This window comes from Flavobacterium sp. NRK F7, from assembly GCF_024054195.1.
In the GTDB taxonomy this organism is placed as follows: Bacteria; Bacteroidota; Bacteroidia; order Flavobacteriales; family Flavobacteriaceae; genus Flavobacterium.
Window position 1 is genome coordinate 773,102 of sequence record NZ_JAMXLB010000001.1, and the last position, 19,505, is coordinate 792,606.

Sequence of the window (19,505 nt, forward strand, 5' to 3'; positions counted from 1 at the left end):
ATTTATACCTCTTTTTTAAAAATATAAGACAATACTGTTTCAATTTTAGCACTACTGATAATTTTACCTTTTGATGCTGTATTTTTGGCAAATATAGGCAAAGGCAAATTCATATTTTTTGCTTTTTTGTGATAATATTCTTCTCGAGTGGGATGCTGAGGTGCCACAGCGTTAAAAATTATTTTGTCAGTCTTATTGTCACTTCGAGCGGAGTCGAGAAGTTGTTCCAAAATTTCCAGAATTATACCAATACAATCTTCTTGATGTATAAAATTAATCGGTCCATCAGGGTTTTCTACATTTTCTTTGCCAGCCAAATATTTTATAGGATGTCTATCTTCCCCAATTAAACCTCCAAAACGTAGAACTATAGTTTGAAAATGGGGATTATCCAATAGTAATTGTTCTACTTCAACTAATTGCTTTCCGCTTTCAGTTTCCGGATTTGTAGGTGTTTCTTCCGTGATTTCTTCAATTGGAAACACATCACGATAAACAGAAGTCGAACTTACAAAAAGGACTTTTTTTATTTCAGATTTTTCAATTTGGGTAACCAATGTTTGTATTTTGGCGACAAAAGAAGCAGAAGTGTCTTTTCTCAAATTAGGTGGAATGTCAATAACTAAAACTTCCGAATTCTTTAAAAAACTAGTTATGTCTCCTTCAATGGTATTTTCGTAAAGAGCAATTAAATAAGGTTGGATGCCCTTCTCCTGTAATAATTCGAGTTTATGCGCTGAAGTTGTAGAGCCTTTCACAGAAAAACCATTTTTTAATAAATGATTGGCCAAAGGCAAACCTAACCAGCCACAGCCTAATAGGGAAATTTGTTTAGTCATCTTCTGGACGTTTAGGAGGTAATTTTAATAAATTATCAGTTTCAAACGCGTAGTTATATATAATATTAAAAGGCAAAATTGATTCTGGATTATTATATAAAGTATAATCACCTACATTTTTTTCTCTAGCAACTATTTTGCAAGCCTTTAAATAACCGGCTCGAGTATAAGATAAAACGTTTATATAATCTGAAAAAACGGCATCTTCTTTAAGTCTTACTACTAATGTATAATGCTTATCTTTTAAAATATGTAATGCTATATTTTTTGCTATTTCATTACAATTAACAGGACTGTTATTTATTAAAATTTCATTTTCTTTGGTTAATTGAACCATAATTTCATTTTCAAAAGATGCAACTCTTCTTCTTCTCACTTCAAAAATGCCTTCAGGATTGTCTTGATAGTATCTTTTGGGAAATTTTGGATTTTCAGGATACGCGTTATAAGCAATCTTAAAATCGGAGTAAGTCGTAATAACTTTTTGTAATTTATATAACTGTTTTAAAGAAGTATTCTTATCAATATTGAGTTGTACAAAGTAATTGAGATTTTCAAAATAAAATCCTTCATTATTAAGCGCTACTACTATTTCTTTTAGTTGACTGAAATTTCTTTTTTTTCCATAAAAGTATAGTTCTCCTTTTTTTGAAACATATAGTTGTAATGTTTTATTTCGTGAATAAAGAGCTTCTGTAAAATGGATATTTGGTAACTCGATATTTCCTTTAATATAAGGGTTTTCGGCATGTTGTTTCTTGAAATAGCTTTCAAAATCCACAAGATTAATTTGAGAAAAAACTATCGCAACAATAGAAATGAAAACAAAAGAACCAATCATGTATTTTAAGTAATTATGAAGAATTACTCTTAAACTTTGCCAGGATTGTAAAAACAAGACCAATATAATCAATAAGAATAGATAAGGATATTCTTCAAAAAAATTAAGATGCTCATTAATTGAAAAAGTATAATCTCCCCAATAAAGACTATTCATATTCATAACTCCGTAGAACACAGCTAATTTTATAAAACAAAATAGAAAGAACCAAATCCATATATTTTGGTTGTGAACTATTTTTTTACGGCTAAATTGAATTCTTTTTTCCCACAATTTTTTATTGGTATCAAAAATTATTTTTAGAAAAAAAGTTTGTGCAATAATTAAGGCTAAAAAAGCATAAAATAAATTATAAAAAAGGAGTTCGTTTTCCGTAAATTCTAAATAGTTAAAATTAGTGGTAAACGTATACGAGCGAAAAATATCTCTACCTAAAATAAAAAATTGGTATAAAAAAAAGCTTAGAAAAATACTTATAACTAAACCTGCCCAAAACCTCAATTTTAAAATAGGAATGGATTCTTTAAAAGAAATCTTTTTTCTTTTCTCTTTCATCTTTTCTCTAAATCTAACTATCTTTTTTCACCAATACAAATCCGTCATTTTCAATTGCCATATATCCTTGATCGTATAAGAAATAATAGGTGTTCCCTGTTTTAGTTTGATAAATAGAGGTAAAAAAATCAAAATCAAAACCTTTGCTTAGAAGTTTGTTTCTCGTCGTTTTGGTTTTATCTTCTGGGTTTAATTCGGAAAGAATACGATAATTTTTACGCAATTTATTATTAATATTTCGCATCAAATTATTTTGATCCTTATTCATTTTATTATTGTAGGCATTTCTACAACTATCGGAACAGAACTTTTTATCTTCTCGACCTACAATTTTATCCTTGCATTCTAAACATACTTTGGCCATCCTTAAAACTTGTTTTTATGCAATAAAGCTTGTTTAATATGTGCCAAATGGTGGTTGCAATGCCAAGCATATAAACCAGCAACACTTTTTAAGGTGAATGATTTGTTGCTTTCTGGATGGAAATAGGTTTTTTCCCAATCTTTTTCATCCATATTCACCATTACTAAATGCCATTTGTGGTGTAAGCCTTTTAAGATCAATAAGGAATACGAAATATCATCATCGGTACCATCAATTAATTCTGCCCAAACATCCTCCGCATAGGGTTTAATAGTTGGGTTGTTTTCAGTAAGTGCCAATTTAAATCGGATCAAAGCATTACTATGACTGTCTGCGCAATGATGGACCACTTGTTTGATGTTCCAACCATACGGACGGTATTTCCAATGCAGTTCTTCCTTAGAAAGGCCATCAGTCATAGCCACAATTTGTTCTGGAAAATGTTGTATTTCTGAAATCCAATTATTAAGTATATCTTCTGTAATGATTTCCGGACAATTAAATTGTCCTATAGGATATTTAAGTTGTTCTAGTTCCATTTATTTCTTAAAATTAAAAACGACTTCTTTCTTAGAATCTTCAAAATAGGCGTAAAGGTTGATTTCATTTTCAGATACTTTTTCAAAAGTAAAATTATCAAAGTACATTCTGTTTTTTTCTTTTTTGATAAACCTGAAATCTTCGGATTTGTCTTTGTCTTCCCAGCCTTTTAAATTAGCATCAAAGTGTTTGATTTGGTACAAAAGTGTTTTGTCTTTTTCTACGATATGCCCTACTTCATAAAAAACAACTTTACCTTCTACCACTAATTTAAAATCAAATAGCATAGAACCGCCTAAAGGTGAGCTCCAATTTTCTTGAAAGGTTCCACCAAAAGCTTCTCCGGTCCAATTTCCAACAAGCCATTCCATATCTTTTAAGGTGGCTTTTTCTGAACCTTTTTCATCATTATAGTGAAGCGTATTTTGTGCAAAACTAATCGTAACAAAAAGCAGTACTAAGTAAGTTATTTTTTTCATGTTTGTATGTTTGATAAAAGCCTATTATTGTTTCAGCTTTTTTAATTGGTACAAATCTTTACGACGGTCTTTCATAGTGTTTACACTTCCATGTTCGTGCAATTCTTTTAATAAGTCAAGATCCACATCTACTATTAACGTCATTTCCGTATTTGGAGTGGCTTCAGCTTTAATTCCATTACTTGGAAAGGCAAAATCAGAAGGCGTAAAAACAGCTGCTTGTGCATATTGGATATCCATATTATTTACTTTAGGTAAATTGCCAACACAACCAGCAACGGCTACATAACATTCATTTTCAATGGCACGTGCTTGTGCACAATTTTTAACGCGAGTATATCCATTTTGAGTATCGGTTAAAAAAGGAACAAATAAAATATTCATGCCTTCATCAGCCATTAGACGCGATAATTCTGGGAATTCCACATCATAACAAATAATAATACCTATTTTACCACAATCGGTATCAAAGGTTTGAATCATATCGCCACCTGTCATTCCCCAATGAAACACTTCATTTGGTGTAATGTGAATTTTACGATACATTTCATAGGTTCCATCTCTACGACAAAGGAATCCTACATTATACACATGACCATTTTCTTGATAAGGCATGCTTCCGCTAACAATATTAATATTGTAGGAAATGGCATATTCTTGAAATTTTTTACGAATCGCTTCTGTATGACGCGCCAATTCTTTAATGGCTTCCGCTTCCGACAAGTGGTTGTAATCGGCCATTAAAGGAGCGGTAAACAGTTCTGGAAACAGCGCAAAATCACTACCATAACCCGAAACCGCATCAATGAAAAACTCGGCTTGTTCAAATAGAGCATCTAGATTATTTAACGGGCGCATTTGCCATTGGATTAAACCCAAACGAACAATACTTTTGTCTACATTGATTAATTTTTTAGAATCTTCGTAATAAATATTATTCCATTCTAATAAAACAGCATATTCTTGAGATTCTTTATCACCTTCCAAATAATTTTTCAAGACACGCACTTCATGAAAGTCATTGCTTAACTGGAAAGATAATACAGGATCATAAATTTCTTTTTTCTTGACTTTTTCCAAATATTTTTTAGGTGTAATTTCTTTAGCATACTTACCATAATTTGGAATTCTTCCTGCAAAAACAATAGAACGCAAATTCAATTGTTCGCATAATTCTTTTCGAGCATCATACAAACGTCTGCCCAATCGTAACCCTCTGTAATTTGGATTAATAAATACATCTATACCATATAAAACATCTCCTTCTTCGTTATGTGTTTTAAAGGTATAATTGCCAGTAACTTCTTTATAGGTCTTTGTTTTAAAAGCGAAATCTTCCGAAACCAGAATTGATAAAGCAGAACCTACAACTACATCGTCGGCTACAATAACTAACTGACCTTCTGGAAAAACTTTTAATAGTTTCTTAATATCAGTTTCATTCCAATAAGAATCTACCATTTCTGGGTAGGCTTCAATCATGGATTTCTTAAGCTCCTTATAATCTTTAATCTGTAAATTTCGCAGTTCAACTTTACTAATTGTATTCGGCATATATTAGGGTTTTTTATCAAAGATACTAATTTTAGTTTCCGTTTACAACCGTTTACAAATAGTCTTATAATCTTGTAAAACTATTTGAAAATGATGTAAATTTTTATACAACAGTAATCGTATTTTTATGTGTAAATTAGAACTATATGACCTTTGAAATTGGAATTGTTTTAAGTATTTTAGCCATTGCCTTTCTACTTTTTGTAAGTGAGCAATTTACAGTGGATAAAACAGCTTTTTTTATACTTACAAGTTTACTTATATTTGGTATTGTATCACCAGAGGAATCGGTTTCAGGTTTTTCGGATAATTCTGTGCTTACCATTCTTTGTTTGATGATTATAGCTATCGGGCTTGAAAAAAATGGTGTGGTTGCTTTGATGGCACAACGTATTGTACCTATTATGCATTGGCCTATATGGATTTTTTTACCACTTTTAATGATAGCAGTTGGAATTTTATCCTCGTTTATTGCAACTACTGCTGTGGTTATTATTTTTATAAAATTGGTCAACGAATTAGATAAGATGGGCAAAATAGACAAAGCGAAAGTGTTATTACCCATTTCATTTGCTGGAATTTTAGGAGGTAGTTGTACGCTAATGGGTACGAGTACTAATTTAATAGTTTCGGGAATTTCTAGAAAAAGTGGTATTGGAAATTTCTCTTTTTTCGAATTTTCAGCTGCTGGTGTCATTTTTTTAGCGATAGCAATCCCTGTTGTTTTTGTACTGGCAAGAATATTTTTGCCCAAAAGCGTTAAGGAAGAAGCCGATAATTTAGCTGATAAATTTGCTTATATCACTTCTGTTAAAATTAGAGAAGGTTCAAAATTAATTGGTAAAAAACCTTATGAAACGGAAATTTGGGATGAAAACGATATCCGGTTAATTAAAATTCAAAGAGGGAAACGATATCTTAGAACCGATTTGAAATCGGAGACCTTGCAAGAAAATGACATTCTCTGGCTCGACTTAACGATTGAAGATTTAACTTCTAAATCAGAAAGTTTAGGTTTGAACATACTTGGGGTGGATCAGGATTTATTAGAAGAACAATACACGAATGAATATCATGAGGTCATTATATTGCCTAATTCGAGATACGTAAATATGTCGGTGAAAGAGTTTAATGAGCAATTACCTGAAGACATATCTGTAAAAGCCGTAAATAGTGAAAAAGATTATGAGCGTAACCCAAATATGATTTATAAATTTTTTTCTAAGAAATTTATAAACCCTGGAAATCGCGTTTTATTAACAGGAAATTTAAGTGAAATCCAAAAGATAGCACATTCTAATAACTTACTTTTTACCAATTCAGTTTTAACTTTACCGAATATTCCAACGTATAAAAAAATAATCTCACTCTTAGCCATTTTATTGGTTATTTTTCTTTCTGCATCGAATACTTTTTCAATTTTAAAAAGTGCACTCATAGGTGTCGCTTTGTGCTTATTTACAGGTTGTATCCAATTAAAAGATGCCTATTCAGGTATTAATTGGCAGGTAATTTTTCTTTTAGCGGGTATGATTCCGTTAGGGATTGCCATGAAGAATACTGGAACAGATGATTTTATAGGAAGTCATTTGTATTCTATATTAAAATCGGTTCCTACCTCTGCAGTGATTGCTTTAGTATTTGCTTTTACCCTGCTCATGAGTGGTTTTATTTCTAATAATGCAACGGCCATCATTTTAGCTCCCATAGTCATTGTTGTGGCGCAAAAGATGAATTTAAACCCTAAGCCTTTATTATATGCAGTGATGTTTGGAGCCAACTTCAGTTTTTACACTCCTATGGGGTATCAAACCAATGCGATTATCTATGGAATGGGAATTTATAAATTCAAGCACTTTTTACTTATTGGTGGTATTTTATCCTTGGTTTTATTAGTTGTTGCGTCATTTATTTTACCTCTTTTATACACTTAATTTTATTAGTTTATCAAAAACAACCGTTTACAAATACTTACAAACGAAAGTAAATAACTAACAACCGAATACTTTTCCAAAGTTGTTACATCTTTGCCTTGTCGAAATGAAACGAATACAGTTCAATATTAAAAACAATATTTATTGCCACGTTTTACGAGATACGATATTAATTTATTATAAACCATTAAAATTTTACAAGCCTTATGAAAAACAGAGTACAATTAATCGGACATGTGGGTCAAGAACCAGAAATCAAAACTTTAGAAGCAGGAAAGAAAGTAGCGAGCTTATCAATTGCAACCAATGAAGTGTATTATAAAGACAACGGTGACAAAGTTGAAAAGACGGAATGGCATCGTGTAACTGCTTGGGGTAAAACAGCTGAAATTATTGAAAAATATGTAACCAAAGGAAAAGAAGTTGGAGTTGAAGGGAAATTGACGAACAGAACCTATGATGATAAAGACGGCGTAAAAAGATATGTTACGGAAATAGTAGCCAATGAAATACTTTTATTAGGGAAATAATAAAAAGGGAAAATGAACCTTTTCAAAATTGAAGAGGTTCGTTTTTTTAAAAAATATCTTTAGCTATTCTATACGTATTAGCATGTGCTTCAATAATCGTTTTTATTTCGGGTGAGTAACCACCGCCCATTGAAACTTGCACAGGAATTTCATATTGACGGCACAATTGAAAGACGATTTCATCTCTTTTTTTGCAACCGTCTAAAGTACAAGATAGCTTACCTAATTTATCCGTTTTTAAAATATCTACGCCTGCTAAGTAAAAGATAAAATCGGGTTTTTGTTCTTCTATTAATTTTGGAATAACTGTAGCAATAGTCTTTAAAAAAATAGCATCGGAAGTACCATCTAGAAATTCAATATCTAAATCAGATTGTTCTTTTTTAAATGGGTAATTGGTTTTACCATGAGTAGAAAAAGTGAATATATAGGGGTTGTTCTTAAAAATTTCAGCGGTTCCATTCCCTTGATGTACATCTAAATCAATGATTAGAATTTTTTTAGCTAATTTATGGTCTACTAAATATTGTGCAGCTATAGCTTGGTCGTTCAATAAGCAAAATGCTTCTCCTCTGTCTGAATAAGCATGATGTGTACCACCAGCAATATTAAAAGAAATTCTTGATTCAAAAGATTTTTTACAACCTAAAATTGTGCCTTGGGCAATACGCAGTTCTCGTTCAATTAAAGCTTTTGAAAGCGGAAATCCTATTTTTCGAATTGCTTTTGGTTCTAAGGTAAGATGTAATAAGGATGTAAGGTATTCCTGAGTATGAACTGCTAAAATATCTTTGAAGTCAGCAAGCTCAGGTTCAAAAAAATCTTGAGGTAAAGCGGTTCCTTCATGTAATAATTGTTGTGGCAACAATTCATATTTTAGCATGGGAAACCGATGCCCTTCAGGTAACGGATGTTTGTAAATAGGATGATAAGCTATTGGAAACATACTCTAATAATCGTAACCATTTGTGAATTTTGTAAGCACAATTTCTTCTTTTTTGGAGTCATAATAGCTCATAATAAAAAAATCTTTATAAGGAAAAATAGTTTCGTAATTCACATTGTTTTGAGCAGTAAATTGTGCTATTTTATCAATGTATAAAGGCTCAAAAGAGGTATCTACAGAGTTAAAATTTGGATCCAATTGAACGTCAAAAAATATATTTTGATTTACATAACTTCCTAATAAATCACCGCCACCTGCTCCTGCCATTTGAAGACCAATATCTAAAAGCATGGCACTACTTCTTATATGTTCAGTATAGCCACCAAACGTAGCAATATAATTTCCATTACTACAGTATAAAGATGCTCCTAGATCACTGTTTTGAAGTTTTTTTATAAATTTTTTACTATTTTTAAGTGTTGTGGGACTATTATTACCTGTTTGTATTAAAAAGTCAGATGGAAATGGAGAAGATGTTTCAGTTGCGATTGTATATTGTTTTATTTTTTCTTTTGTAGAGTAGTCAAAGAATTCAATTTCTAATTTTTCCGAATTTAACATCAGTTGCACCAATCTATTTTGGTACAAAAGAGAATTAGAGGCACTACTATTAGGTAAATCACTTTTGTTAAAAATAATTTCTTGTATTTGAAAATGAGATAAATCAATTTCAAAAATTTGTGTTTTAGACAGGTTTTGATCTAAAGTGAGTATTAAAGTATTCTTTCTAAGGTAGTATTTGATGGGTGGAGTGGCATTGAGATACGAATTAAATAATTGGTCTTCCATTTTTGTCAAACCATATTCGTGCAGTAATGCACTTAAATTGGTGTTATTATTTTTAGAATTGGTTATCTGAAATTCCGAAAAATTTAATGTAGTGGTAGTAATCTCATGACCTTTAAGTCCAATTAACTGAATCGATTTTGTTTCTTTTTCTTCTGTTAAAAAATACAAAGTATGGTTTACGTAAAATTGCGTAAATAAGGTGTTTTTTGAAAGATCAAGAGGATATAAAACTTTTTTTGTAGCATGTGTTTTAAAATCAAATTCGATTCCAACAAAACTTTTTAAATCTTCAGAAGTCCAATACGCTATGGGATTATTTAGGGAAGTAAAGCCACAACCCATTAGGAAGCGATAATTAAACGGTCTTTTTAAAGAAATACTATCCGAAAAGAAAATAGCACTATTAAATTTAATCCCAATAAATTTTTCTTTATCGGCTACAAAAGAAAAAATTTCCTTTGTATTTTGGTTCTCTTGGGTAACTAATTGATGAAAATCACTGTTTTTTTTAAGCTCAAGAGATACATCTGAAAGTCTAATTTGTCCAAAAAATAAATGGGTTATAGATAAGAAACAGAAAAGGATACTCTTTTTCATATAGCATGATTTTAAATCAAATATAGAATAATTGCAATAAATCTTTCGTTAAAACTATGCAAAAGTTACTAAAACGGAATATCTAAGAATCCAGTAAATGTTGTAATTTTTCGATTAATAAACCCATATGATATCCATCAACTAATCCATGATGTGCGGCAAGGCATAATGACATTGTTTTTTGGGATTCTTTTTGAATCAATTTTCCAAATGAGATTTTGGGGCAACTATCAGGATAAGAAAAATTTCTTGCATGAGTTAATCCTGTAAAGTTAATCCAAGGAATGGCTGAAAAATGAATAATATTTTCAGGATAGCTAGTAGTAAGAAGTCCAGGAGTATTTTGTATTCGATTGATTTCTAGTTGCGCCATTTGATTAAATTCCAAAAGGTTTTCATGATAATGCATCATAGAGAAACCAAACGTCTTATCCTCTCTCATAATAGTAGCAGACACATGAATGTTGTCATACAAGAAAACTTTTTTATCATCAATTCGATACTTAAAATTTTCAATTGAATTTATTGCTGTTAAACTTTTGTGTAGATAATAAATAAAAAAAGGAATCTTATGTTTTTTAGCTTTTTCATAGGCTACCGTCATATCTATGTCACAAGTAATGCTAAAAAAAGGCTCGTTAAATTGAGAAAAAAACTTAAAATGTTCTTTCCGATTCCAGGTGTTGGTATTAATCTCTTGTTTCATCTTCTAGTAAGCTAGTAAAGGAATGATTTCATTTATAGTACTAATAGCCTTGAAGTTTTCATGTTGAATTTCAAAATCAATTTTTTCATATTCCCAAGTAGTATGATAAGGAACATGAACTCCATAACCGCCTATATTTAAGATAGGCAAAACATCTGATTTTAAAGAATTACCAATCATTAAGAAATCAGCAGCTTGGATGTCTAATCGACCGAGCATTTTCGTGTAATCCACTTCAGTTTTATCACTCAATACTTCAATATGATGAAAGTAGTGACCCAGACCAGAGTCATGTAATTTTCTATGCTGGTCTTTTAAGTCGCCTTTAGTAGCTACAATTAATTTGTATTTTCCTTTAAGTTCTTGTAACACTTCTTCTACATGAGGTAATAATTCTACTGGTTTTTGTAATAAATCTTTACCAATGGTAATTATCTTTTCAATTCCTTTACCTGAGATGGAGTGATTGGTAATTTGTAAAGCGGTCTCAATCATGGAAAGCGTAAAAGCTTTAATACCAAACCCATAAAGAGGTAAGTTTTTGACTTGATGATTTAAAATTTGTCCTAAAATTTCTTGGCTTGAAGCATAATCTTGAAATAATTCACAAAAACGGGCTTGTGCTTCATCAAAATAAGGTTCGTTGTGCCATAGTGTATCATCAGCGTCAAAAGCAATAGTTTTTGGTTTCATAATCATATCAAAGGGATAAAAATAATTTATAAGAAATAAAAGGTTAAAATTACGTCTTTTTTAAGATACTTAAAAATAAACGGTTTCTTTTAAAGAGCTAGACAAATTATTAAAACTACCTTTTAGGTTAAAGCTATTTCTATCAATAAGAGTTATTTTTGTATCAAATATAAAGCAATGGATAACAGATATAGCAGAAACAGAATATACATTACTCCAGAGGAGCAAAATAGAATTAAAGAGTACCCAATACTTCTTGGCGGGAGTGGAATAGGAAGTATTATTGCAGAATGTGCTTTGCGTTTCGGTTTTGAAAACATTACTATTATTGATGGAGACCAAGTAGAATTAACAAATCTAAATAGACAAAACTATATAGAAGAAGACATAGCAATTTCTAAAACAGAAGCTTTACAGAAACGTTTGCTAGCTATTAATAAAAATGCAAAAATTACAGTTCATTCTTGTTTTCTTACGGTCGAAAATGTTGCAGATTATTTAAAAAACCATAAAATTGCAATTAATGCACTTGATTTTTCTTCTGATGTCCCTTTAGTTTTTGATGCGATTTGTCAGGAACAAAACATTCCGGTATTACACCCGTATAATTTAGGTTGGGCAGGCTTAGTTTCAGTTATAGCACCAGATAGTTTGTCTTTGAATGCTTTAGCAAAAAAAGGAGAGCCTTTTAATGAGGTTAATATGGTAGAATATGCGACAAGTTATCTTCGTTTTTGGGGAAATCCTCAAGATTGGCTTGAAGACATTATTCAAAAATATAAAGATGAGGTAGAACTTTTGCCACCACCACAATTGGCAGTAGCCTCATGGATTGTAGCAGCGATGTGTACTCAAATTCTTTTTGATATTGCTACGGGTAAAGAGGTAAAAAAGTTTCCAGAATTTTATTTTTCTTCAATCCAATAATTTTAAATGAGTTTATTATTCGTAGCAAAGGCAACAGCTTCGGAAATATTATTGACACCCAATTTATCAAATAATTTACGGCGATGAAATTTAACCGTGTCAGGAGAAACATAAATAGCATCAGCAATTTCAGTAATTGTAAAACCCCTAATGGAGTAGCTTAATACTTCTTTTTCTCTATCGGATAATTCAATTTTCTCTTCAGATTTCCAAAAATCACCTTCTAAATCGTATTTAAATATTTTGTTGTCTCCTTTTTTAAATATTTTGATGTTTCCAGAGCGTTGTTCATTGGAAAGGGAAACAATACAAATGGCTTTCCATATTTTACCATCATTTGTTAAAAAAAGAGGCGTTAATTTTTGATTAATTAAGATGATTTTTCCCTCTTGATTTTTTAAATGAAAGTCATAGGAAATTGTATGAAATTTTCTTTCTTCTACAGGAATTTTTTCATAAAATTCAAATCCAATCGCATTAATTTTAAGGAGTAAATCTAAATCTTGTTTTAAAACATATTTAAAATAAAAAGCGTAACCCATTTCTTGTACTTCTTCTCCTGAATGGCCGCAAAGAAATAAAGGATTTTCAGAGACATAATCAAACCCTTTCTTTTGATAATCGATAACATAAATACTGTTATAAGTTGTTCGTGCAAAAGCTTTAATAGGCTCTAAGTAATCGTTGGTTTGTAGGACTTCCTCATCTGAAACGCTATTAACCGTGTTTTTCAGACTGAAAAAATTGTTTATTTCTTCCATGTTTATTTGTTTAATACCAAATATAAGATTTTTTTAAGAAAAAAATCTTATATACTACACTTTCGGGTAGTTTTTATGTAACTTATTCATTACTACTATTTTGTGTAATGATGTCCATCTGTATGTTGAATAGCTTTGAGTATAAATAAAGCAAATATGATACTTACAAAAAACTACTTAGAAAGATTAAACACAACAGAAATTCAAAAATTATCTGAATTTGTTGTTATTGAAAATTTTAAACATCATGCGAATAGTATTCTACCAAAAGAATACCAAGAAGATGTTCAGTCTATATATGAAGAAGAAATGCTTTATATAAAGAATTCTCAAATTTTTGTTTCCAAAAATAGTTCAGGTGAGATTTTAGGTGCCATACGCGTATTGAAATGGAATTTTATGGATGTTTTGCCTATTCAGAAAATTTTCGGAATAAATCCTTTAAATGTAATTGGTGATATTCCTTTAAATGACATTTTTCATATTGGAAGATTTGCTATTAAAAAAGAAGGCAGCGATATGAATCTATTCAAACAATTGATGGTATGTGCGATTTCTCCAGTTTGTAAGCATAAAGGAAATGTAGTCTTTGCAGAATGTGATAGTAAATTGTTACGTATCCTGAGGCTTTTAGGGATTAAAGCAACAGTAGTGGGAGCATCTATAAATTATTTAGGTTCGGAAACGATTCCAATTTGTATGACCTATGACGGGTTACTTGATTTCTATAATGCCAATAAAGCATTAGTTCCTCATACGGTTATGGAACAAGAATTAAAAGAAGCTTATGTACTACCTAAAAGTGTAGTTTTTAATACCTCAAGCTACAACTACTCTTTAGTGTAGCAGGTACAAAGTAGATGTTGAGTAGTTTTGAAATGTAGTTAAAAACAAAAAAGATGAACCATATAATTTTCAATTTACTAGTATTTTTTTCAATGTCAGTTTGTTTGGCTCAAACTACTTACACAGGAAAAGTTATCGATACTAAAAATATACCAGTAGCTTTTGCAAATGTTATTGTTTATAAAAGTAACGACCGTTCTGTTAAAGAAGGTACTATAACAGATGAAAATGGAAATTTTAAAATTACACTGAATGAAACAGAGAATTATCATTTAGAAATTAGTTTTCTAGGGTTTAAAACCAAAGTTATCCCTCTTAAAAAAACTGCACTGGGAAATATAATAGTAGAAGAAGAGGTGAATAGTCTTAATGAAGTTGTGGTAAAGTCTAAAAAAATAAACCTCATACGGAAAAATGATCGTCTGATTTTTTCAATTGAAAATACTGTTGCGCAAGAACTAGGATCAGCTGTAGATGTACTTAAGGTTACTCCAAATATTGTGATGCGTGATGATCAGTTATCGATGTTGGGAAAAAATTTCATTCGTGTCATGGTAAATGGTAAAATGATGCCTTTTACGGGAAATGACTTAAGAAATTACTTGTCTAGTATTAATAGTAATGATATAAAAAGTATTGAAGTCATTACTACACCACCCTCTGAGTTTGATGCAGAAGGAAATGGGGGAATTATCAATATTATTCTTAAAAAGCAAAAAAATGATTTTTGGAGTCTAAATGCTCGCTTGTCAAGTATTCAAAGGAAAGAATTTTCATATGGAAGAGATTTATCCTTTAATTATAAAAAGAAAAATACCTATTTAACATTGAGTGCTTCTAATGGTAAATATCTTAAAAATAATTTATTTCGAAATGCGACCTATTATGATGAGGAAACTTGGTATGGAGAAGGGCCAAATCGATATGATAATGATTATACCAATTATAGATTTTCAATAACCCAAAACATTACTAAAAACTGGGAAATGGGAGCTAGTTACGCGGGATCTTTTTCGGATACCGATAATCAAACCACAAATAGAGACAGTATATTTGACACAAGCAACACATTAAAATATATAATTAATTCGAGAGGATTAAACCTAAGTGATTCTAAAGTTCATGCAATAAATTATTACAATACCATTCAATTAGACACGGTTGGGAAAAAAGTATCTATTGATTTGGATTATTTTACTTCAAATGCTTTTAAAGAAGGAAATAATAGTGGCGAAAAATCAGAAAACAATATCAATCAACCTATTTTTTCTAATGCTACAGCGATAGATTATAGCTTTAAAAATATATCCAATAAAATAGATTTTTTTCTTCCATTTAAAGGAATTGAATTAAAAGCAGGAACCAAAATTTCTTTATCAAAAACTACAAATGACTTTAAATTTTATGACACTTTTACGGGTATACCTGTCTTAGATAACAATCAGTCCAATCACTTTAATTATGAAGAAAATATTTATGCAGGATATGTTTCTGGTACAAAGCAACTCAGTGAAAAATTATCGGGTACATTAGGTTTAAGAGTTGAAAATACGGTTACCGAATCCTATTCAAGAGCAATTAATCAAACGAATACAAATAAGTATACCAAATTATTTCCAACGTTATTTTTAACATATAGTCTTGAAAATAATAAATCCCTCTCGTTTAATGTAAGCAGACGATTGAACAGACCCTCTTTTGAAAGTTTAGATCCCTTTAAGATGGTATTAAATCCTTTCAAAACCGTTCAAGGGAATCCCTTTCTTAAACCTTCTTACCTTACGAGTAGCGAACTAATTTTTAATACAAACAAAAATGAATTGAAAGCCTATTCTCAATGGATGGATGATGGTTATGAACAAATAAGTGAAATTGATCCCAATACAAAAATCATCAACTATACTTATTACAATTATATAAAAACCAGAACGTATGGAATTACTGACACCTACATTTTTGATAAGTTAGAATGGTTAACCTCTTATAATACTATTGATATTGGTTATTCTATAATGTCTTCTTCCATACCACAGACGATTGCAAATCAAGAAGGTTTCAATGCTTTTATCCAAACACAAAATAGTATTCGTTTGGACCCAAAAAACAACCTCTCTTTAGGAATTAATTATTATTACGTTTTTCCAGCTAAAAATAATCTGTCTAAAGTGGAGGGCTATGGACCACTTGATATCTCCTTACGATTAAAACTCTTAGAAGGAAATTTAAACCTCTCTTTATATGCAAGTGATGTTTTATATACCAGTAGAGCTAAAGTAACTAATTATTACAACGGAATACGAGCAACATATAAAAACTATTACGATACCAGATATGTGAGTTTTACAGCGAGATACACATTTGGTAACAAAAAGATTTATTCGAAAGCATCTCGATTTGGAAATGACGATATCCAAAGCAGAGCAACAAAATAACTAAAAAATATTCTTGGCCGAGAATTAGACCGACGAACAATTGATGTCTTTAAACTAGAATTGAAATAACAATAATTAAAATAAAACAAAAATGAAAAAAATCCAATTAAACAAAGGGTTAAGCTTAAACAAAGAAGCAATTACAAAATTACAAGAAGATCAATTATCTAACGTAAAAGGTGGTGTTAGAGGTGTTACTTGTGCTAATGCATCATGCGCAGCTTCATGTAACCAAAATTCATGCAATCACCAAGCAGATCAAGTTTTACAATAGTTAGTAAAACAATTCAACAAATATTAATTTTTAAAATAAAACAAAAATGAAAAAAATTCAATTAAACAAAGGGTTAAGCTTAAACAAAGAAGCAATTACAAAATTACAAGAAGATCAATTATCTAACGTAAAAGGAGGAGTTAAAGGATTTACTTGTGCTAATGCATCATGTGCAGCATCATGTAACCAAAATTCATGTAACGCTCAAGCAGATCAAGTTTTACAATAATTCGTAAAACAATTAAAACAAATATTAATTTTTAAAATAAAACAAAAATGAAAAAAATTCAATTAAACAAAGGATTAAGCTTAAACAAAGAAGCAATTACAAAATTACAAGAAGATCAATTATCTAACGTAAAAGGTGGTGTTAGAGGTGTTACTTGTGCTAATGCATCATGTGCTAACTCTTGTAACCAAAATTCTTGTAATGCTCAAGTAGATCAAGTTTTAGAGCGTTAATCATTCAACAAAACATAAAGGGATTTTTGTTTCCTAATCTAAAAATCCCTTATGTTTTTTTAACCAATTTCAAAAACAAAAGAAATGAAAAAAATTCAATTAAACAAAGGATTAAACTTGAATAAAGAAGCAATCACTAGACTTCAAGACGTTCAAATGTCAAATTTAAGAGGTGGTGTGAGAAGTATTTCTTGTTTACAATTTACTTGTAATTCTTCTTGTAACAATGGAACTTGTAACGGTTCTGCCGATCAACAACTAGATTTTACTCGCTAATTTTTGCAACAAATCACAATTGTCCTTCCGTCTTAAATGATAAAGGACTTACTATTCCAGGGTTCTCTTATTAAAATCAAAAAAAATGAAAATAGCATATCAATTAATTGAAAAAATAGATTCTTTAAATAGCGAAGAATTAACAAACGATGGTTTATTATCAGGTAAACTAGGACTTGTATACTATTATTTATCACTTTATAAGCATTTCAAAGAAGATAAATATTTACAAAAAATTCAAGCCACTCTTGAAACTGTTTTTTCAAATATTGAAAGCGAACAATCGCATTTAGTGTTGTCTTCTTCCTTAGAAGATGGGTTAAGCGGTTTAGGATATATATTAAGCTTGCTAATTGAAGAACAAGTCTTAGATCAGCAGGATTATGCAGAAGAAATAGAGCAAATTAATACGATGGCTTTTCAGGAGGCGATGCAATTATTAGAGGCTCAAAATTATGATTTTATAAGAGGACCATTTGGAATATTATATTATTTAAATCACGTTAAGGCAACTGTTTATGTAGATGAAATTTTACAAAAAATACAAAAAAAATGTGAGGAAGATGCCTCTTTTTTATTCTATAATAACGCTACCTACATAGAAGGAATTCATATTGGATATGCTCATGGGTTGTGTGCTATCGTAAAAGTTTTAAATGATATTGAGAATGAAAAAGCAACTAGTATTTCTACAAAAATCCTTACCAAGTTAGTTGATTATATCAATAAAAATGAGGTTTTTATAAACCAAAAAAGATATTTCTTGCCAAGAAGTATTCATAACTCTACCGAGTTCCCGAATGGATTAAATTTTAGAGCCGTATTAGCTTGGTCGAACAGCGATGTGAATTTTTCAACGCTTATTTATTCACTTAAAAAGGAATTGGTTAACCCAGAATTATTAAAAATGGCAGATGAAATTGCCCTAACAAGCCTAGAAAGAATCGATGCCAGTTCAACTCGAGTATGGGACCATCGATTTTATTATGGCAGCTCTGGAGTATTAAAAAGCTATAACTACTTATATACAAAAACAGGAAACCCAAAATTTAAAGAAGCTTCCGCATTTTGGTATCAACAAACCCTACATTATTTAGAAAACAATACCATAGCCGAACATCCTTTAGATTTTATAAATAATCTTCCAGCCACGACGCTAACGCTTTTGGAGTTTGAAGAACAAAAAAATACGAACTGGTCAAATATTGTATTATTATGAGAAATGAAGAAATTAAAATAGGACTTTTAGAGTTTGGGATAAGTGATCAAAAAAACTCTATTCATGGATTAGAAGACATCTTTTCCTATGCAAGTACAGCTGATGAAATTGGATATTCAAGATTTTGGATTTCTGAACACCATCGATCGAATCCACTCCACCCTTACAATAATCCTGAAATTTTAATTTCTTTAATTGCAGGAATGACAAATACAATACGAGTGGGATCAGCAGGATCATTAATAGGCTATTATTCCCCTTATTCTTTGGTCCAAAACTATAAATTACTGAATAATATTTATAATGACAGAATCGACTTTGGTTTGTCTAAAGGAAGACCCGAACACTCTCATTTACATAATTTTTTCAATTTGGACAATCCCACTTTCGAAAACAGAAATTATATGAGTAATCTGGAAAGTATTTGTGATTTACTTCAAAATGAAGAAGAAAATTTTGAAAAGAAAAACATTGTAATTCCCCCTTTTAAAGGAGTATCGCCTTCTCTTTGGTATTTATCTAACAGCTATAAAATGCGAGATATGGCGGTGCAAAAAAAACTTAACATCTGTAGGTCTTTACTACATGGATTAGATGTTTTTGATTTTGATCCAGATATTGAAGGACTTACAAAATATAGAGAAGATTTTTATGCAACACATCAAGAATATCCTGAAGTAGCGCTTGCCATTGCCGTTTCATTTACAGATTCTCCTGAAAAACTATTGGAGAAAGAAAAAGAAATAACCAACATCAAAGAAGGGATAAAAGTACTTTCAGTTACAGAGGATAATTTTCTAGAAACTTTAGAGAACCTTCAGCAAAAATACCAAGTAGATGAATTTATTATTTATGATACAGAGTATAATTTGGAGAAAAAGATGAAGCATCTAAAAATCATGAAAGAAGCGGTTTCTTCTAAACTTTTAAAAATCTATTAA

Annotated in this window: 22 protein-coding genes; 11 read left to right on the plus strand and 11 right to left on the minus strand. The window is 30.5% G+C overall.

Going from position 1 to position 19,505, the window contains the following annotated elements:
* Positions 1-2: 2 nt before the first annotated feature.
* Genes NHF47_RS03240 through NHF47_RS03265 form a run of 6 tightly spaced genes read right to left on the minus strand, consistent with a single transcriptional unit; the run spans position 3 to position 5,172 of the window.
* Complete coding sequence (locus NHF47_RS03240; protein WP_252763586.1) at positions 3-839, minus strand: SDR family NAD(P)-dependent oxidoreductase; 837 nt, start codon at positions 837-839, stop codon at positions 3-5.
* On the minus strand, positions 832-2,235 hold the full coding sequence (locus NHF47_RS03245; protein ID WP_252763587.1) for a hypothetical protein: 1,404 nt from the start codon (positions 2,233-2,235) through the stop codon (positions 832-834). The genes NHF47_RS03240 and NHF47_RS03245 overlap by 8 nt, the downstream gene beginning before the upstream one ends.
* Positions 2,236-2,248: 13 nt before the next feature.
* A complete protein-coding gene (locus NHF47_RS03250; RefSeq protein WP_252763588.1) occupies positions 2,249-2,599 on the minus strand; it encodes a hypothetical protein in 351 nt (116 codons plus the stop codon).
* 2 nt (positions 2,600-2,601) lie between these two features.
* Positions 2,602-3,138, minus strand: a complete 537-nt coding sequence (locus NHF47_RS03255) for a YfiT family bacillithiol transferase (protein WP_252763589.1) — start codon at positions 3,136-3,138, stop codon at positions 2,602-2,604.
* A complete protein-coding gene (locus NHF47_RS03260) occupies positions 3,139-3,618 on the minus strand; it encodes a DUF6265 family protein (protein WP_252763590.1) in 480 nt (159 codons plus the stop codon).
* A gap of 24 nt (positions 3,619-3,642) precedes the next feature.
* The gene (locus NHF47_RS03265; RefSeq protein ID WP_252763591.1) at positions 3,643-5,172 is read right to left on the minus strand and encodes a carbon-nitrogen hydrolase family protein; all 1,530 of its coding nucleotides are present in this window, start codon (positions 5,170-5,172) and stop codon (positions 3,643-3,645) included.
* Between the two features lie 146 nt (positions 5,173-5,318).
* Here NHF47_RS03265 and NHF47_RS03270 point away from each other — a divergent pair, with 146 nt between their 5' ends.
* Positions 5,319-7,106, plus strand: a complete 1,788-nt coding sequence (locus tag NHF47_RS03270) for an SLC13 family permease (RefSeq protein WP_252763592.1) — start codon at positions 5,319-5,321, stop codon at positions 7,104-7,106.
* 206 nt (positions 7,107-7,312) lie between these two features.
* Positions 7,313-7,636, plus strand: a complete 324-nt coding sequence (locus NHF47_RS03275) for a single-stranded DNA-binding protein (protein WP_252763593.1) — start codon at positions 7,313-7,315, stop codon at positions 7,634-7,636.
* 46 nt (positions 7,637-7,682) lie between these two features.
* Here the strand turns inward: NHF47_RS03275 and NHF47_RS03280 are convergent, their stop codons facing one another.
* The 4 genes from NHF47_RS03280 to NHF47_RS03295 all read right to left on the minus strand — a co-directional run bounded on the left by NHF47_RS03280 (position 7,683) and on the right by NHF47_RS03295 (position 11,367).
* Positions 7,683-8,582, minus strand: a complete 900-nt coding sequence (locus tag NHF47_RS03280; protein WP_252763594.1) for a histone deacetylase — start codon at positions 8,580-8,582, stop codon at positions 7,683-7,685.
* A gap of 3 nt (positions 8,583-8,585) precedes the next feature.
* The gene (locus tag NHF47_RS03285) at positions 8,586-9,968 is read right to left on the minus strand and encodes a hypothetical protein (protein ID WP_252763595.1); all 1,383 of its coding nucleotides are present in this window, start codon (positions 9,966-9,968) and stop codon (positions 8,586-8,588) included.
* Between the two features lie 82 nt (positions 9,969-10,050).
* A complete protein-coding gene (locus tag NHF47_RS03290) occupies positions 10,051-10,674 on the minus strand; it encodes a chloramphenicol acetyltransferase (protein ID WP_252763596.1) in 624 nt (207 codons plus the stop codon).
* Between the two features lie 3 nt (positions 10,675-10,677).
* Positions 10,678-11,367 carry an HAD family hydrolase gene (locus tag NHF47_RS03295; protein ID WP_252763597.1) on the minus strand — a complete coding sequence of 230 codons (690 nt, stop codon included), beginning with the start codon at positions 11,365-11,367 and terminating at the stop codon, positions 10,678-10,680.
* A 177-nt stretch (positions 11,368-11,544) separates the two neighbouring features.
* Between NHF47_RS03295 and NHF47_RS03300 the strand changes: the two genes are divergently transcribed.
* Positions 11,545-12,294 (plus strand): ThiF family adenylyltransferase, encoded by a 750-nt coding sequence (locus NHF47_RS03300; protein ID WP_252763598.1) that lies wholly within the window; start codon positions 11,545-11,547, stop codon positions 12,292-12,294.
* Positions 12,295-12,296: 2 nt separating this feature from the next.
* On the opposite strand, the gene NHF47_RS03305 is transcribed toward NHF47_RS03300, so the two are convergent.
* On the minus strand, positions 12,297-13,055 hold the full coding sequence (locus tag NHF47_RS03305; protein WP_252763599.1) for a response regulator transcription factor: 759 nt from the start codon (positions 13,053-13,055) through the stop codon (positions 12,297-12,299).
* Between the two features lie 156 nt (positions 13,056-13,211).
* Here NHF47_RS03305 and NHF47_RS03310 point away from each other — a divergent pair, with 156 nt between their 5' ends.
* The 8 genes from NHF47_RS03310 (at position 13,212) to NHF47_RS03345 (ending at position 19,505) form a co-directional block, all read left to right on the plus strand.
* Positions 13,212-13,901 (plus strand): hypothetical protein, encoded by a 690-nt coding sequence (locus NHF47_RS03310; protein WP_252763600.1) that lies wholly within the window; start codon positions 13,212-13,214, stop codon positions 13,899-13,901.
* A 53-nt stretch (positions 13,902-13,954) separates the two neighbouring features.
* The gene (locus tag NHF47_RS03315) at positions 13,955-16,333 is read left to right on the plus strand and encodes a TonB-dependent receptor domain-containing protein (protein WP_252763601.1); all 2,379 of its coding nucleotides are present in this window, start codon (positions 13,955-13,957) and stop codon (positions 16,331-16,333) included.
* 91 nt (positions 16,334-16,424) lie between these two features.
* A complete protein-coding gene (locus NHF47_RS03320; protein ID WP_252763602.1) occupies positions 16,425-16,607 on the plus strand; it encodes a class I lanthipeptide in 183 nt (60 codons plus the stop codon).
* A gap of 46 nt (positions 16,608-16,653) precedes the next feature.
* Positions 16,654-16,836, plus strand: coding sequence for a class I lanthipeptide (locus tag NHF47_RS03325; protein ID WP_252763603.1), 183 nt, complete (start codon positions 16,654-16,656; stop codon positions 16,834-16,836).
* Between the two features lie 47 nt (positions 16,837-16,883).
* Positions 16,884-17,069 carry a class I lanthipeptide gene (locus NHF47_RS03330; protein ID WP_252763604.1) on the plus strand — a complete coding sequence of 62 codons (186 nt, stop codon included), beginning with the start codon at positions 16,884-16,886 and terminating at the stop codon, positions 17,067-17,069.
* A gap of 84 nt (positions 17,070-17,153) precedes the next feature.
* Positions 17,154-17,345, plus strand: coding sequence for a class I lanthipeptide (locus tag NHF47_RS03335; protein WP_252763605.1), 192 nt, complete (start codon positions 17,154-17,156; stop codon positions 17,343-17,345).
* An 85-nt stretch (positions 17,346-17,430) separates the two neighbouring features.
* On the plus strand, positions 17,431-18,564 hold the full coding sequence (locus NHF47_RS03340) for a lanthionine synthetase LanC family protein (RefSeq protein WP_252763606.1): 1,134 nt from the start codon (positions 17,431-17,433) through the stop codon (positions 18,562-18,564).
* A complete protein-coding gene (locus tag NHF47_RS03345; protein WP_252763607.1) occupies positions 18,561-19,505 on the plus strand; it encodes an LLM class flavin-dependent oxidoreductase in 945 nt (314 codons plus the stop codon). Before NHF47_RS03340 ends, NHF47_RS03345 begins: the two co-directional genes overlap by 4 nt.